General features: G+C 46.7%; 12 protein-coding genes. 8 read left to right on the top strand and 4 right to left on the bottom strand.

Annotated elements, in window-relative coordinates; genetic code table 11:
* Positions 1-14 precede the first annotated feature (14 nt).
* Entirely contained in the window at positions 15-3,224 is a 3,210-nt protein-coding gene (locus LL912_RS20115; protein ID WP_235555403.1) for a SusC/RagA family TonB-linked outer membrane protein, read from the bottom strand.
* Between the two features lie 259 nt (positions 3,225-3,483).
* On the opposite strand from LL912_RS20115, the gene LL912_RS20110 reads away from it, so the two are divergent.
* The 3 genes from LL912_RS20110 to LL912_RS20100 all read left to right on the top strand — a co-directional run bounded on the left by LL912_RS20110 (position 3,484) and on the right by LL912_RS20100 (position 6,531).
* Positions 3,484-4,401, top strand: coding sequence for an AraC family transcriptional regulator (locus tag LL912_RS20110; protein WP_235555402.1), 918 nt, complete (start codon positions 3,484-3,486; stop codon positions 4,399-4,401).
* Between the two features lie 129 nt (positions 4,402-4,530).
* Positions 4,531-5,106 (top strand): DUF6580 family putative transport protein, encoded by a 576-nt coding sequence (locus LL912_RS20105; protein WP_235555401.1) that lies wholly within the window; start codon positions 4,531-4,533, stop codon positions 5,104-5,106.
* Between the two features lie 135 nt (positions 5,107-5,241).
* The gene (locus tag LL912_RS20100) at positions 5,242-6,531 is read left to right on the top strand and encodes a sugar MFS transporter (protein ID WP_235555400.1); all 1,290 of its coding nucleotides are present in this window, start codon (positions 5,242-5,244) and stop codon (positions 6,529-6,531) included.
* A 75-nt stretch (positions 6,532-6,606) separates the two neighbouring features.
* Here the strand turns inward: LL912_RS20100 and LL912_RS20095 are convergent, their stop codons facing one another.
* Complete coding sequence (locus LL912_RS20095) at positions 6,607-7,545, bottom strand: helix-turn-helix domain-containing protein (RefSeq protein ID WP_235555399.1); 939 nt, start codon at positions 7,543-7,545, stop codon at positions 6,607-6,609.
* Between the two features lie 166 nt (positions 7,546-7,711).
* Between LL912_RS20095 and lpxA the strand changes: the two genes are divergently transcribed.
* The 3 genes from lpxA (at position 7,712) to LL912_RS20080 (ending at position 9,669) form a co-directional block, all read left to right on the top strand.
* Positions 7,712-8,518 (top strand): acyl-ACP--UDP-N-acetylglucosamine O-acyltransferase, encoded by an 807-nt coding sequence (gene lpxA, locus LL912_RS20090; RefSeq protein ID WP_235555398.1) that lies wholly within the window; start codon positions 7,712-7,714, stop codon positions 8,516-8,518.
* On the top strand, positions 8,493-9,119 hold the full coding sequence (locus tag LL912_RS20085) for an ABC transporter ATP-binding protein (RefSeq protein WP_235555397.1): 627 nt from the start codon (positions 8,493-8,495) through the stop codon (positions 9,117-9,119). Before lpxA ends, LL912_RS20085 begins: the two co-directional genes overlap by 26 nt.
* A 142-nt stretch (positions 9,120-9,261) precedes the next feature.
* Positions 9,262-9,669, top strand: coding sequence for a cobalamin B12-binding domain-containing protein (locus LL912_RS20080; RefSeq protein ID WP_235555396.1), 408 nt, complete (start codon positions 9,262-9,264; stop codon positions 9,667-9,669).
* A gap of 65 nt (positions 9,670-9,734) precedes the next feature.
* Here the strand turns inward: LL912_RS20080 and proS are convergent, their stop codons facing one another.
* Entirely contained in the window at positions 9,735-11,210 is a 1,476-nt protein-coding gene (gene proS, locus LL912_RS20075; protein ID WP_235555395.1) for a proline--tRNA ligase, read from the bottom strand.
* A gap of 286 nt (positions 11,211-11,496) precedes the next feature.
* Between proS and LL912_RS20070 the strand changes: the two genes are divergently transcribed.
* Positions 11,497-12,513: a hypothetical protein gene (locus tag LL912_RS20070; RefSeq protein ID WP_235555394.1), complete on the top strand. Its 1,017-nt coding sequence runs from the start codon at positions 11,497-11,499 to the stop codon at positions 12,511-12,513.
* A 21-nt stretch (positions 12,514-12,534) separates the two neighbouring features.
* The gene (locus LL912_RS20065) at positions 12,535-14,052 is read left to right on the top strand and encodes an aromatic hydrocarbon degradation protein (RefSeq protein WP_235555393.1); all 1,518 of its coding nucleotides are present in this window, start codon (positions 12,535-12,537) and stop codon (positions 14,050-14,052) included.
* A gap of 113 nt (positions 14,053-14,165) precedes the next feature.
* On the opposite strand, the gene mutL is transcribed toward LL912_RS20065, so the two are convergent.
* The gene (mutL, locus tag LL912_RS20060; protein ID WP_235555392.1) at positions 14,166-16,013 is read right to left on the bottom strand and encodes a DNA mismatch repair endonuclease MutL; all 1,848 of its coding nucleotides are present in this window, start codon (positions 16,011-16,013) and stop codon (positions 14,166-14,168) included.
* Positions 16,014-16,037: the final 24 nt, after the last annotated feature.

Genomic DNA, 16,037 nt, shown 5'->3' with positions numbered 1-16,037 from the left:
TCGAATTTGTTTTGTTACAAGGTGATGTTAAATCCTAAGTTAAATGCCTTCTGCAGCGGGTATATAAACCCGTTGGCCGTTCCGTCGTTATTCTTTTGTTCCACATCCCAAAGCCTAAAGCTGGAGAACAGGAGCAGGTTCGATCCGTTCACATAAATACGGCAGCTCTTCAGCCCCAGCCTCCGGGAAAGATTGTTCGGCATAGAGTAGCCCAGTTCTACCAGTTTTAGCCGGAGAAAATCGCCGCGGCGCATCCACCAGGTGCTGGACTGCAGGTTATTTACCACGGAATTATAGTTCACTCCCAACCGCGGGTAAAAAGCGTACAAATCCTGGTTGGATTCCGACCAGTAGTTATCAGCAACCGGCTGCAACACCTGAGCCTGTCCGCCTACAAAAGGGCTGATATCATAAGGCCGGATAAAAAGCGAGCTGCGTGCATTGCCCTGGAAGCGGAATCCCAGGTCCAATGCCTGGTACCGGACGGAGGCACCAAAGCCATAGGAGATCTGCGGCGTTGACGGGAACCCGATGGGGACCATATCGGCTACGGTGATCTGCCCATCACCGTTGATATCGCGGTATTTGATATCCCCGCCGCGGGGCGCAAGGGTACCAAAATTCTGCGCGGGTGAAGAAGCCGCTTCCTTATCGTCTACAAAAAGCCGTTCTGCTACATAACCAAAGGGCTGCCCTACAATAGAGCCGGTCCGGCGGCGCCAGGGTTCAGTTAAATAAGCCGGCTCTTCATAATTGGTATGAATGGCCTGGGAATAGGTAAGGTTCGACATGAAGGAAACGGAGAGCTTGTTGGAAAATACCTGGTTATAATTGGCCGTCAGATCCCATCCGTTGGCATCCACCACCCCCACGTTGGCATATACACCGGCCTCCAGCCCTGTAGAAGATGGAATATTCCGCTGCATTAAGATATCCGTTCTTTTCTCTTTCCAATACTCTGCGATCAGATCGATTTTTTTAAACAGGGTAACTTCGGCAGCACCATTGAATTTCAATCCCCGCTCCCAGGTTACGGCCTTGTTTTCATAGTTATTGATCCTAACCCCCGGCCGGCTATACCCGTTATTGATGCCAAAGGCCGCACCATTTCCGGCCGTCAGGTTTACATCCGACAGGTAAAAGAATCGTTGGCTACCTACCTGGTCGTTTCCCGTATAACCAAAGCTGGATCGCAGTTTAAATGTGGAGATGATCTTCGCAAGGCCATCGCCCCAGAATTTTTCTTTAGACACAACCCAGGAAGCGCCGATCGTTGGAAAAAAACCATACCGGTGGGTTTCATCAAACCGTTCGGAGCCATTGTAACCGAAATTAAACCGGAGGAAATAGCGTGTCTTGAAGGCATAGCTGGCTTCGCCCGCAAAATTAATGTTGCGGTAAGGAAGGGCATAAGGCAGGGAAGGCCGCCGCGTATTGGGATCAATTCCGTTTGCGTTTAATTGCTGCAGCCGTATAATGTTTACTGTTGCCCCAACTTCATGATCTCCCAGCCGTTTTGTATAATCGAGCCTTCCCTGGAAATGCACATAGGCTGAAGCATCTTTATCACCCGGATAATATACCAGGTATTCCGTAGCATCCCCCGGTGTATTATTAATCCATCGCAGGTTGTATTTGTTGGTGCCGATATCGTATCCGTCTTCCGGTATGGTATAATAGAAAGGGTTATAGGCCATGGTATTGTCAAAATAGGCATAGCGCTTAATGGTTACAAAACCGTCAAAGACCAGTCCGGGGGTTATAAAGCCCAGTTTTTGGTTCAGCTTCATGGTAGCCGTCATGTTTGACGTAGAAAACCTTTTGTATCCCCGGAGCATTTGTGCATACGGGTTGCCATAACCTACACTGCGCTGATCGGATCCGAAGGCATTTCCGAAAAGAATATGTTGCGTCAGCAGGTTGGCGGAGTCCGGCGCATAAAAGGGCGGAAACAGCACCGGGCTGGTATGGGTAGCTACGTCATAAAGATCGACCGAGTAGCTGGCATTATTGGTAAGCGGACCGGTGTAATCATTAAAGATTCCCCATAGTTGTGTAGAAAGCACGGTTGTTTTTGAAAGATTAAAATCAATATTGCTGCGCAGCTGATAGGTGGTAAACCGCAGCCGGTTTTTGAAGCTGTTGGCAGGGTCTGTTTTCAGGCTTCCATTATCATTGCTGTAGGAGCCGGATATAAAGTAGTGTGCAAAATCGGTTCCACCGCTCACATTAAGATTGGCCCGCTGTGTATAGCTAGACTTTTTAAATAACAGATCCAGCCAGTCTACTGCAGGATACACATATTTATTGCTGCCAGGAGCATTATTCAGGGTCTGCTGTGTGTTATAGATTTTATCGGCACTAAAGGGAGGCGCCAGTGTGGGGTCGCGGGTAACGGTGGCTTCATTATACATTTTCATGTAGGTAACAGGGTCGGCCAGTTTAATGGTATTGGTAGGTTGCGTTAACGTGTTTTCGAGCACCAGGTTCACCTGGGCCTTCCCGGTTTTACCGGATTTTGTAGTAACCAGTATTACACCGTTAGCACCCCTGGCCCCATATAATGAAGTGGCACTGGCATCTTTTAAGATGGTAAAACTTTCCAGGTCGTTTACCTGCAGCCGCGCCAGGTCGTCCTTGCCCACTTCAATATTGTCAATCAAAATAAGCGGATCTGCCCGGTAGCCAAAGGTGGTGACCCCCCGGATAAAAAAGTTCGAATTATCCAGCCCCGGTTGTCCGCTGCTCTGAAAACCAATGATACCTGCCGCCTGCCCTACGATGGCATTGGTAAGATTACTGGCTGGTATCCGCAGGTTTTCGGGCTTTATGGTAACCACCGAGCCCACCACCGATTCCCGTACCTGCTTACGTCCTAATGCGGTGATGACCACCTCCTCCATTCCGGAAGTGATCTGCCGCATGGTAATGGAAACCGTAGCATTACCAGGTGTAATCAATGCCTGTTCCGGTTGGTATCCGACCAGTGAAAAATGAATCACGGTACCTGAATCCACTTCCAGGATAAATTTTCCGTTGACATCCGTAGAAGTCATTTTTTTATTATTCGCTGTGGCAACCGTTACTCCTGTCAGGATGCTCCCTGTAGAATCCAGTACTGTACCGGTGGCGTTGACTTTACCGGTTTGCGAATAAGAAAGTGCGGGCATCAATACCAGTACACCCAGTATTGCCCAAAAAGACAATCGTTTGGCAGCAAGCATAGCGTTTAAGATTCGTTAAAAATTGTTGTACAAAATAAACGGGGATGATCGCGTTAGTCAATAGGTTTTTGGTTAAAAAGGATGGATTATTCGATGTATTGTTGAAACATATTGATAGATAAACATTTTAAAAAAGGGCGGCTTTTATATCCGGCTTTTTACTGAATCATCTTGCTTTTACCTAACTTTAGTGAGTATTAAACCAAAAACAAGATGGATTATTCACCATATTTAATGGACAATTAAATACTTCTACCCTATGGCTGCCTTTAAACGAAGAGATGGATTTGTGGGCGAAAAAATGTTGGAGATCCCTCATCAGCTCCTGCAAAAAACGCTTCAGCAAAACCCGTTTTTGAAACAACTATATATTACCCAGATCGGTTATTTCCCAAAAGCCTTTTATCATTACCGGGAACGGAGGAATGGCTGTCATGATAATATTTTATTCTATTGCCTGAAGGGAAAAGGCTGGTATACGATTGATAAATATCATTTCGAAATCCGGGCCAACGAATACGCCATTATTCCGGCTACGGCAAAATACATCCGCTACGGGGCGGATGAAGATGAACCCTGGACCATTTACTGGGTACATTATACCGGAAATGAAATCGAGGATATGAACCGGTCGCTGGGCATCACCATGGATCGCGGTCCGCGCTCTATTGCCTTTAACGACCGAGGCATTACTACCTGGGAGATGATGTATAACAGCCTTGAACGGGGCATTAACAACGACAGCCTTTTTAACGCTAATTTTTGCTTATATAAATTTGTTGCTTCCTTTTTATTTGCAGAACAGTGGGAGCAAAAACCCGTTTCTCAAACCAGTCTCTTCCTGAATGCCGTTAAAACCCACATGCAGCAACACATCAACAGCCGGCTTACGGTTCCTGAAATGGCCGCCGCCCAGGGTATCTCGGTTTCTTATTTTTCCCAGCAATTCCGGAAAGCCACCGGTATTGCTCCCCTGGATTATTTCATCCAGCTCAAGATCCGGCATTCCTGCCTGCTATTGCTGAACAATTCTATAAAGATTAAGGATGTAGCCCAACATGTGGGGATGGATGATCCTTATTATTTTTCCCGTATGTTTAAAAAGTATATGGCCATGTCGCCCCAGCAATATCGCCTTCAGAAATGGAACGATGCCGACAATCCGAAGCTCGCTTAACCTGCGGGTTGCCCCGAACGGTATATTGCTTTGCCGGACGGAGATGTCCGATTCGGGTTTAAAAACAGGTTTTTAAAGCAATTCCTAAAAGTTTTTTACTTTTACAGTATATAAACTTCATTTCGGACTATGAAAGTAACAAATAAGTTCTGGGTTATTACATTAATGATCGTAATCGCTGCCCTGAGCCGCATTCTTCCGCATCCTTATAATTTTACCCCCCTGGTAGCGATGTCGCTGTTCAGCGGAGCCACTTTTAATAAAAAATGGCAGGCATATATGATGCCGCTGCTGGCTTACCTGCTTTCGGATATCGTGATCAGCCTTACCGGCGCGCGGGGCTTCTACGGCATCAGCCAGTTATTTGTTTATGGAGGTATGGCCCTGGTAACCGCATTGGGCACTACACTTCGCCAGCCAAAAGCCATCAGGGTATTGGGATATTCGCTTATGGGATCGGCCATTTTCTGGATCGTGTCAAATTTTGGCGTATGGGTGGCCAGTAATTTTTCAGGCAGTATTGAACACGAGCCGGGTCTTACTTTAGGAATGACCTACCTGCGGGCCCTGCCTTTTTATAACCAGTTCAGCAACCAGTTATTCCTGGGCGCCTTTGGCGGTGATCTGTTTTACAGTGCGGTGCTGTTTGGGGTATATGCCCTGGCTCAAAAAAGCCTTCCTTCACTCCGGTATTCAAAAGCCTGATATATAAAATCTAAATCATGAAAGCATGAATCCTTCATTCATGCTTTTTTTATGCGCAATCGGTTGCAACAATTACCAATAGCAGCAATAATTTCCCTATTTTTAGAGCCATTAATTCATTTTAAACGATTTGTAATGGCAGGAACCAATTCCACTTCCCAAAACATTTTGCTTCCATTGGCTACGATCTGCGGACTTTTTTTCATCTTCGGGTTTGTAACATGGGCAAACGGAACGCTTATTCCCTTTTTTAAATTGTCTTTTGGTCTTTCGGATATACAGGCATTCCTGGTGACCTTTTCCTCTTATATGGCCTATTTTGTACTGGCCCTTCCTTCTTCCTGGATCCTGAAAAAGACCGGGTTTAAAAACGGCCTGGTACTGGGATTGATCATACTAGCCCTGGGATCCCTCATTTTTATTCCTGCCGCCAAATCCAGGTCTTTTGAATTATTCCTTACCGGTATTTTTGTGCAGGGTGCCGCATTGGCATTACTGCAAACCGCCTCCAACCCCTACCTGTCGATCATCGGCCCCATTGAAAGCGCGGCTAAAAGAATCAGTATGGCGGGGATCTGTAACAAGTTTGCGGGCATGATCGTTCCCTTTATCATGGGTGCGGTATTCTTAAAAAATGCAGCAGAAACAGAAGAAAAGATCAAAGCTACTACCGGTGTTGAAAAAGAGCAACTGTTGAACGACGTGTTGGGACGCGTAAATACGCCTTATATTGTGCTGGCCATTGTATTTATCCTGTTTGCCGTACTTATCAAATTCCTCCACCTTCCGGAAGTACATCCCGAAGAAGATGTGGTGGATGAAACCAGCGGAGAAGTGGTTCACCATAAAAGTGTATTCCAGTTCCCCCACCTTTTCCTGGGCGCACTTTGTATTTTCGTGTATGTGGGTGCCGAGGTAATGGCAGGTGATATCATTGGTGTATACGGAAAAGAACTAGGCATTCATGCAGACCAGGCGAAATACTTTACCTCGTTAACCCTTGGCGGAATGCTGGTAGGTTATGTTGTTGGAATTTTTACAATTCCTAAAATCCTCTCCCAGCAGGCAGCACTCCGGATCTGCGCTATCCTGGGTATTGTATTTTCAGTGATCGCTTATTTCAGCTCCGGTTACACATCGGTAATTTTTATCGCACTGCTGGGATTGGCAAACTCCTTAATGTGGCCGGCTATTTTCCCGCTGGGCATCAGTCACCTGGGTAAATTTACCAAGATCGGTTCCGCCATTATGATCATGGGTATTGCCGGAGGGGCTATTTTGCCGATATTATATGGCTTTTTAAAGGACCATCTGCACATTAATTTCCAGTTGTCTTACTTTATTTTGGTAATGCCCTGCTATCTTTATATCCTGTATTTTGCTATTAGCGGCCACAAAGTAGGCCTGGGCAGATTGAAAAAATAATTGCTGCACGTTGCGCGGCACCGGGAACCTATAAGGCGTTCCGCTACGGCGGATTAATTAAACCTTATAGGTTTTTTATTTGGATGCAAATAAAAGTTCGCAGGGTTTTAAACCGGTAAGCCGCTTAAAGGCGGTACTGAAATGCGAAATGGACGAATACCCCAGCATCATGGATACATCTGTTACGCTGAGTCCTTTTTCGTAAAGCAGGTATTTGGCATGTTCCATCCGCTGGTTCTGATAGAAATCAAAAATCGTGGTGCCATACATTTCTTTAAACCCCTTTTTAAGATAACATTCATTCATCGCCACTTTCCGGCTCAGTTCTTTAATGGTAATAGGCTCACCGATATGTTTGATGAGGATCTCGCGGGCTTTTTCCACTTTGTCCTTATCAGCTTCATTGGACAGAAACTTACAACTGATCACTTCCAGTTGTTTGTCATCGGCCATCGAATCCATCGTCAGCAATAACAACATCTGCAGCTGGGCATTTACATAAATGTTTTCCAGCGTACCGTCATAATTATGCTCCAGCAGCCCTTCAATAACCGCTTTGGTTTTACAGCACAATGGCAGTGTGCGGGTAAAAGAAACTTTATGCTTGAACTTCAGTAATGAATCACTGAAGCTGTTAGTGGTTCTGGTTTTTATAAACTGCGATAAATGCGCCGGTGTAAAATGTACACTTACCACATCCAGGCTGCCCTCACTGTCTTCACATTCGCGGGATTTACCAGCCGTGCATTTTCCGCAATTTTCACGGGAACAGTACCGGTTGCCCGCAATGCAGAATTTCAGTTTCAGGTTATTTTCCTTGGGTTTCTGGCTATGGTACTCATATACCAGCATTCCCATATCTTCTGTTAAAGTATTTGCCGGGCGACTGTATCGTTTGATCTCATACTGAACCGCTCCTGGGATCTGGTGCACCCGGTGGGTCATCAGTTCCAACGAAGAGGGTTGTTCCAAGTCCTTGAAACTTAACCGTATAATTTCTTCTGTATCACTCATAACAGGCGGCAAAGGTATTTGCAATCTGTTATAAAGCCAACAAAGAAATGTCAATTAATGGTAATAATACCTGATTTGCAACCCATTACTAAAAAAATAATTACAATTAATCAGTGAATGTCTAAATTTGCGCCATTATTTATTAATGGTTTGACCCTGTAAGTACATGATCCATTTTAATTCATACATACATCCGGATGCCAAGGTTGCAAGGAATGTAAAAATAGACCCGTTTACCGTGATCCATCAGGATGTTGAAATTGGAGAAGGTACATGGATCGGTTCAAACGTAACCATACTGGAGGGCACCCGTATTGGAAAAAATTGCAAGATTTTTCCAGGCACCGTAATCGGTTCAGAACCCCAGGATAAAAAATTCGATGGTGAAAAAACCACGGTTGAGATTGGAGACGACTGTGTAATCCGGGAATTTGTGACCATCCACCGCGGCACCCGCGACCGGTGGAAAACGGTGGTGGGCAAGGGCTGCTGGATCCTGGCCTACAGCCATATCGGCCACGACTGTGTGATTGGTGATTATTGCACACTCAGCAACAGCACGCAGATCGCCGGGCACGTGGTACTGGGCAGCCACGTGGGCTTTGGTGGCGTATGCGCCGTACATCAGTTTGTAAAAGTAGGATCTTATGCTTTTATCAGTGGTGGATCGCTGGTCAGCAAAGATGTACCTCCTTATATTAAAGCCGCCCGTCAGCCCCTGAGCTATGCAGGTATTAATTCCGTTGGGCTGAAGCGGAACGGCTATTCGGTAGACAAAATCAACCACATCCTGGACATCTACCGCACGATTTATAACCGCGGGTTAAATGTAACCCAGGCCATGCAGTTGCTGGAAGAAGAATTCCCGGTAACAGATGAGCGCGATGAGATCCTTACCTTCATCCAGGAAAGTACGCGTGGTATTATTAAACGATATACCAAAGGGAATGGCGACGACGATAGCCTTGAATAAGGCTGGAAAACGGTTTAACCGTGACTGGATTTTCAGAAACCTCACCTTTCAGTTCGAATCCGGCAATAGCTATGCCATCATCGGATCCAACGGATCCGGAAAAAGTACTTTTTTACAGGTCATCAGCAGTGCGCTTCATTTAAATGAAGGCGTTTGTACCTGGGCAAATGAAACGCCCCTTCCTCCTGAAAAAGTATACCGCTTTATTGCTTACTGCGCTCCCTACCTGGAATTGATCGAGGAAATGACCCTTTTGGAATTCCTGGAATTTCATCAGCATTTTAAACCTTTTGTAGCCGGGATGACCCCCGAAAAAATTATAGCGGAGATCGGCATGCAGGCTGCTGCGCATAAACGGATCCAGCAGTTTTCAAGCGGTATGAAACAACGGGCCAAACTGGCACAGTGCATCTATTCTGATGTGCCCGTACTGCTGTTGGATGAGCCTTGCACCAATCTCGACCGGCAGGGAATCGATCTGTACTATGCATTAATGGACCAATACGGCAAAAACCGGCTCGTGCTGGTGGGCAGTAACGACGAAGTGGAATATAAATTTTGCCGGCAGCGCCTTAATATCATGGATTATAAACCGGTTTAATTTCTTTGTCCGGGCTTCAGTACTACTATCAGCCCGGTTGTGTCACTCACTGCATCGTCCGGTACAGTAACCGGCTGTTTTTCTTCTGAAGAATTTGCTTTCCTTGTTCATGATCTTACCTCTATAACATACATTTGTGTGTATGAACAGACCCATTCGTGTTTTGGTGGCTAAAATCGGTTTGGATGGCCATGATCGTGGTGCCAAAGTAATTGCCACGGCCCTGCGGGATGCCGGCATGGAAGTGATCTATACCGGTTTGCGGCAGACACCGGAAATGGTCATCCGGGCGGCTATCCAGGAAGATGTGGACGTGATCGGCATCAGCATCCTGAGTGGTGCGCATATGACCGTTTTTCCAAAAGTAATAGAATTGATGAAGGCACAGCAAATGCAGGACGTACTGCTGATTGGTGGCGGTATTGTGCCGGAAGATGATGCCGCACAGCTAACGGCAATGGGTGTGGGCCGGATCTTTGCACCGGGCAGTACAACCGGTTCCATAGCAGAATATATTCAACAGGAGGTAGCTAAAAAACGGAAGTTTTAAATGTTGTTCCAGGTTTCACGTTTCATCGTTCAACGGTCAAACCTGAAACCTGGAACTTGAAACAGTTAATAAGCCCTTGCAAACAGCACCCGTTCTTTAGATGGTTTTCCGGATAAAATACAAACACCGTCTTCCTGTGGGTTATTAAGGGGAATACAACGGATCGTTGCTTTTGTTTTCTCTTTGATAGCGGCCTCCGTTTCCGGCGTGCCATCCCAGTGAGCAGCTACAAAACCACCCTTTTCATCCAGCGTTTTTACAAAATCGTCCCAGGTATCTACCCAGGTCGTCTTTTCTTCGGTAAATTTCCGTGCCCGCTGCAGCATTTCGAACTGTATTTTTATCAGCAGTCCGTCTACATACTGTGAAATACCGTCCAGGTTAACTGTTTCTTTTTCTCTTGTATCGCGGCGCGCCACTTCAATTTTATTATTTTCCAGGTCACGTGCACCCAGCACCAGTCGCACCGGAACGCCCTTCATCTCATATTCCGCAAATTTCCATCCGGGCCGGTTGTTGTCATTGTCGTCGTATTTAACACGGATGCCCTTGCTTTTCAGCTGTTCCAGGATTTCGGTAGCCTTCGCATCAATCAGGGCTTTTTGCTCCTGTCCCTTGTAAATGGGAATGATCACTACCTGCAGCGGCGCGATCCGGGGGGGCAATACCAACCCTTCATCATCGCTGTGCGCCATGATTAGTGCTCCTACCAACCGGGTGCTTACCCCCCAGCTGGTAGCCCATACATATTCCTGTTGGTTTTCCCTGTTCAGAAACTTCACATCAAATGCTTTGGCAAAATTCTGACCCAGAAAGTGGGAAGTGCCCGCCTGGAGCGCTTTTCCGTCTTGCATCAGCGCTTCAATGCAATAGGTATCTTCCGCACCGGCAAACCGTTCGCTGGCGGTTTTCACACCTTTGATTACCGGCAACGCCATAAATTCTTCGGCAAATGTGGCATATACATCCAGCATTTTACGCGTTTCTTCCACAGCTTCTTCTTTAGTAGCATGGGCGGTATGCCCTTCCTGCCATAAAAATTCTGCAGTCCGTAAAAACAGGCGGGTACGCATTTCCCAACGTACCACGTTAGCCCATTGATTAATCAGCAGAGGAAGATCGCGGTACGACTGTATCCAGTCTTTATAGGTACTCCAGATGATCGTTTCACTGGTAGGACGCACAATCAGCTCCTCTTCCAGCTTTGCTTCCGGATCCACCACCACGCCTTTTCCGTCCGGATCGTTCTTTAAGCGGTAATGTGTTACCACCGCACACTCTTTTGCAAATCCTTCCACATGAGCGGCTTCCTTACTCAAAAAGCTTTTCGGTATAAAAAGCGGGAAATAGGCATTTACATGCCCGGTGTCCTTAAACATTTTATCCAATGCATCGCGCATGTATTCCCAAAGGGTAAAACCATAAGGCTTGATGACCATACATCCCCTTACGGCCGAATAGTCGGCCAGGCCTCCTTTTATTACGAGGTCATTATACCATTGTGCATAATCTTCCGCTCTTGAAGTAACTTCCTTACTCATATTATAGTTAATAGTTAATTATTCATGCTTCAGGGGTTATTGTGTCTAAAACAACAAATGTTAAACCATCTGCCACAAACCTTCCTCCTGTTGCATTTTAAACCTTTTTCACGTTAAATACGTTGTGAATTAACAACATATTATGCATCTTTTTTAACAAAAGAACGTCATTATTAACGTAACTTTATCAGCAATTGCAAATGTATATTTAAAAGGGTAACAATTAGCTGCAATTGGTGATTAATTATAACAATCTGATTCATAAACTATTTAATATCGCCAAAAAATGAACATCAGAACATTGATACTACTGCTTGGCTGCGCTTTCTTTATCGGAGGGTGTACCACGGCATACAAAACCGGCCAGACACCAGACGATGTTTACAACTCCCCCGCACCTCCGCAGGATGAATATGCCAACGTTAAAAAGTCGGGCGAAAAACGGTATCGTGATTACGAATCATATGATGAGGACGAATACGCCGATTATGATGACCGTTATCTGCGCATGAAAGTGCGGAACCGTTACCGCTGGTCAGACCTTGACGACTGGTACTTTTATGGCAACCGCTATAACTTCAGTTATTACAACAACTGGTATTACTGGAATGATCCCTTCTACTGGAACAGTCCCTGGAGCCCGGTAAGCTATTGGAATATGTACTACAATCCTTATTATTCCGGCTGGTATGGCGGTATCGGATTCGGATGGGGCGGTGGCTGGTATAATCCCTGGTACAGCGGCTATTATGGCGGATGGGGTTATGGCTGGGGTGGCTGGTATGATCCCTGGTACACTGGCTGGTGGGGCAATCCGTATTATTACGGCTACGGACCCGGCGTAATTGTGGGTAACCGCGTAAATTACGGACCACGCCGCAGCAATTTAAATACCTACAACCCAAGAATACTGGATGGTTCTAATCAGAATTACAGCCAACGGAACGGCGCCATGAGAAGAGACGCCTACAGCAACGGTTCTTATGGCGTGCGCAATAACACCAGTGTAAATACCAACCCCGGTAATTCCTCCGGTAGCGGCAGGGCTGCTGCCATAAGAGAACGTTACAACAGTCGCGGATACGGGGGCAATAATTCCGGCTCCAACTACAGCAGCAGATCCGAGAATTACAGCGCTCCACGCTCTGAATATAGTGCTCCCCGTTCTGAAAATTACAGTAGGCCAAGCGTAGAGCCACGATCATCCACACCATCTTACTCGCCTCCTGCTTCATCTGGAGGTGGCGGCGGAGGCGGAGGCGGCGGCGGTCGCAGCAGCGGCGGGTCTGGAAGAAGATTTTAATCTGTAAAAACTAATTTATCAATGAAGAAACTAATTATTGCGGCTATTGTTTTAACCGCTGCGGGAACCGCGGTTGCCCAAACCCCCGAGGATGCGCTGCGCTACTCCTGGCAAACAGCCAGCGGAACCGCGCGCGTGCAGTCGCTGGGCGGCGCCAGTGGATCAATCGGCGGAGAAATTTCCACCCTGTTCTCCAATCCCGGAAACCTGGGCTTTTACCGGACGGGCGACCTGGTGGTTTCCGGCGGATTGAATCTGCTTAGTAATAAGGCCACATATTACGACGGAACAGAAACCGCCAAAAAATCGGCGGGATTCTTTGGCACCTCAGGTGTTGTTTTTGGCAACCAAAGCAGGGGCAACCGTTCCATTAAGAGTTCTTCCTTCGGTGTTGGTATTACGCGGGTTGCGGATTTCAACAACCGTATCAGCTTTTACGGCATCAACAATAAAAGTGCTATGGGAGATATGTTTGCTGAAAACGCAAACGCTTTCGGAGGCGCTGCCAAGGATCCCTATGGTGCAGACCTGGCCTTTAATTCCTATTGGATCAATAAGGATCAAAACGGGAATTTTAACTCGCCCGCAGGCAGCATTGCCCGGAGCACCGGTTTATACCAGGAAGGCACCTTGAAAACCAATGGAGGCATTACGGAAGTTGCAGTAGGGGGCGGACTGAATCTGAATGATAAAGTATACCTGGGGGGATCGATTGGTTTGCCTACCCTCCGATACGGTGCTACCCGTACCTTTGATGAATTCGACCGCAGCGAGAATACCACCAACCAGTTTGAGTACGGATATTTTGAGGACGACCTCGTAACAAAAGGAATGGGTGTGAATGTAAAATTGGGTGCGGTTTTTACACCTACACAAAATTTCCGGATCGGTATCGCAGCGCATACACCTACCTGGTACAGTCTTACAGACCATTATGACGCCTATGCTGAAGCCGGATCAGAAAACAATCCCGATAATAAAGGTAAGCAGGTGAACAGCTGGCGGCCGGAACAACCTTCCGTTTATGACTATTCACTGCAAACGCCCTATAAACTGCTGGGAAGCTTTACCTACCTTTTTGGAGATATAAATAATGTTTCCAGTCAAAAAGGACTGATTACCGCCGATGTGGAGTATGTAAACCATATGGCCTCTAAATTCAAAGCATACGACGAGAACGGGGTAGCGGACAAGAGCTATTTCCGTGAACTGAATACCGCTATTGACAATGCCTATAAAGGAGCTGTAAACGCGCGCCTGGGTGCTGAGTTAAAATTCAACACCATTATGGCCCGGTTCGGTGGCGCTTATTATGGCAATCCCTATAAGAACCTGGCAGGTGAAAAGGGAAATATCTACCAGGGTTCCGCCGGCATCGGTTACCGCAATCATGGTTTCTTTGTAGACCTGGGTTATATTTATACGGCTAAGGATGATGTATATTATCCCTATCGCCTGGAAGACAAAAGTGCTTTTGATCCGGCCAGGATCAAATCCAATGGATCAAGAGTCGTACTCACACTGGGTTTCAAGATTTAGCACATATCGCTCTCTGATGATTTAGTTATTGGCCTCCGGAATCATCCGGGGGCTTTTTATATACCTTAACGTTGCTAAAAACCTGACGGTATATAGAAAAGCAGACAGATGGTTTACCGCCCAAACATCTTCTCGATCTGGTCCTGTTTAAATTCCAGGTAGGTAGGGTTACCATCCGGTGCCGTGTTAAAGGGTTCGCACCGGAACAGATCGGTTACCAGTTGCCGCATCTCCCGATCAGTTAAACGGTTCCCGTTCTTCACAGCCCGTTGCCGGGCAAGAGAGCGGATTAGTTTTTCCCGGTTAGAAACCCGGATGTCGCTGCTAAAATGCTTGTATTGCTCCAATGTAAAATCGATCAGGTGCTTTTCATCGGTATCTTCCAGGTCGGCTGGTGTACCCTGCACTACAAAACTGTTATTGCCAAAGGGCTCTATTTCATAACCCAGCATCCGCAGATCGGGCAATAATTCGGCCAGCAATACCGCATCTGAAGGCGAAAGTTCCAGGGTTACCGGGAACATGCTTTTTTGAATGATAACCGGCGTTCCCGCCGCTGCCTGTTTCATTTGCGTATACAGCACCCGCTCATGCGCCGCCTGCTGATTGATCAGCAGAAAGCTTTGATCTGCCGGCATCATAATATATGTATTCCATACCTGGGTAAGTTCGGTATCACCGTCTATTTCAAAACGGTTCCGTTTGTTTTGGATGGCCAGGTGTTGTTGCTGAGCAGTTTTTTCATAATCAAACAGCGCCTCCTCCTTGGGCAGGGGTTCGTAAAAATCTCTCCAGCTTTTTAATTCCTGACCGGAGGGTTTTTCAATAAAATGCGCCTGGTGCTTTTGCGTAAATCCCTGGTATAAAGACGAACCAGATGCTTTCTGCTGTTGATCGCTTGTAAACGGCTGACTTACAGAGGGCAATTGCTGGATGGAAGCATCCAGGTCAAAATCCAGGGTGGGTGTGATACTGAATTGGGCCAGGGCATGCTTTACAGCGGCCTGCACAAAGGCATATACAATTTTTTCATCTTCAAATTTGATCTCTTGTTTCGTAGGATGCACATTCACGTCTACCTGCGTTGGATCCAGATCGATAAACAGCACATACATCGGGAAACTGTCTGCCGGCAGCAACTCCTGGTAAGCGCTCATCACCGCATGGTTTAGGTAGGCGCTTTTAATAAAGCGGTTGTTTACGAAAAAATACTGATCCCCACGGGTCTTTTTGGCGGTTTCCGGTTTCCCTGTAAACCCGTGAATATTCATATAATCAGTTTGTTCTGCTACAGAAACCATTTTGGCGTTATAGCTGCTGCCCAGCAGTTGCACGATCCGCTGTTTAAGGCTGCCCGGCTCCAGGTGCATCAGCTGCTGGCCATTGCTGGTAAGGGTAAACAGGATATGCGGAAAAGCCATGGTTACCCTGGTAAATTCTTCTACAATATGCCGCATTTCCGCAGCATTGCTCTTTAAAAAATTCCTCCGCGCCGGCACATTAAAAAAAAGGTTCTTCATGGCAATACTGGTGCCATCCGGACTGGCCACGGGTTCCTGTGTAACCACAACACTGTTCTCTACTTCTATATAAGTACCGGCTTCATCCTCCGGCCGTTTGGTCTTCAGTTCCACCTGGGCCACGGCCGCAATGGAAGCCAGTGCCTCTCCCCTGAACCCCATAGTATGAATATGAAACAGGTCGTCAATATTCCGGATCTTGGAAGTGGCATGCCGCTCGAAGCACATGCGGGCATCGGTTTCACTCATGCCGCTACCGTTATCAATTACCTGCAACAGCGTTTTCCCCGCGTCCACCACAATCAGCTGAACGGCAGTAGCCCCGGCATCCACCGCATTTTCCAACAGCTCTTTTACAGCGCTCGCCGGACGCTGGATTACTTCACCGGCGGCGATCTGGTTAGCAATATTATCAGGCAATAAAAGAATCTTATCAGACACGGTATCTTCTGTTTTGAACCGGTA

The sequence above is a fragment of the Niabella agricola genome (assembly GCF_021538615.1).
GTDB lineage: Bacteria > Bacteroidota > Bacteroidia > Chitinophagales > Chitinophagaceae > Niabella > Niabella agricola.
The sequence above is the reverse complement of the archived record's forward strand: the minus strand, read 5'-3'. Positions and strand labels throughout refer to the sequence as shown.

Bases quoted from the DNA above. Each gene is read 5' to 3' on its own strand.
- LL912_RS20115 (WP_235555403.1), bottom strand. From the start codon at position 3,224: ATGCTTGCTGCCAAACGATTGTCTTTTTGGGCAATACTGGGTGTACTG.
- LL912_RS20110 (WP_235555402.1), top strand. From the start codon at position 3,484: ATGGCTGCCTTTAAACGAAGAGATGGATTTGTGGGCGAAAAAATGTTG.
- LL912_RS20105 (WP_235555401.1), top strand. From the start codon at position 4,531: ATGAAAGTAACAAATAAGTTCTGGGTTATTACATTAATGATCGTAATC.
- LL912_RS20100 (WP_235555400.1), top strand. From the start codon at position 5,242: ATGGCAGGAACCAATTCCACTTCCCAAAACATTTTGCTTCCATTGGCT.
- LL912_RS20095 (WP_235555399.1), bottom strand. From the start codon at position 7,545: ATGAGTGATACAGAAGAAATTATACGGTTAAGTTTCAAGGACTTGGAA.
- lpxA (WP_235555398.1), top strand. From the start codon at position 7,712: ATGATCCATTTTAATTCATACATACATCCGGATGCCAAGGTTGCAAGG.
- LL912_RS20085 (WP_235555397.1), top strand. From the start codon at position 8,493: ATGGCGACGACGATAGCCTTGAATAAGGCTGGAAAACGGTTTAACCGT.
- LL912_RS20080 (WP_235555396.1), top strand. From the start codon at position 9,262: ATGAACAGACCCATTCGTGTTTTGGTGGCTAAAATCGGTTTGGATGGC.
- proS (WP_235555395.1), bottom strand. From the start codon at position 11,210: ATGAGTAAGGAAGTTACTTCAAGAGCGGAAGATTATGCACAATGGTAT.
- LL912_RS20070 (WP_235555394.1), top strand. From the start codon at position 11,497: ATGAACATCAGAACATTGATACTACTGCTTGGCTGCGCTTTCTTTATC.
- LL912_RS20065 (WP_235555393.1), top strand. From the start codon at position 12,535: ATGAAGAAACTAATTATTGCGGCTATTGTTTTAACCGCTGCGGGAACC.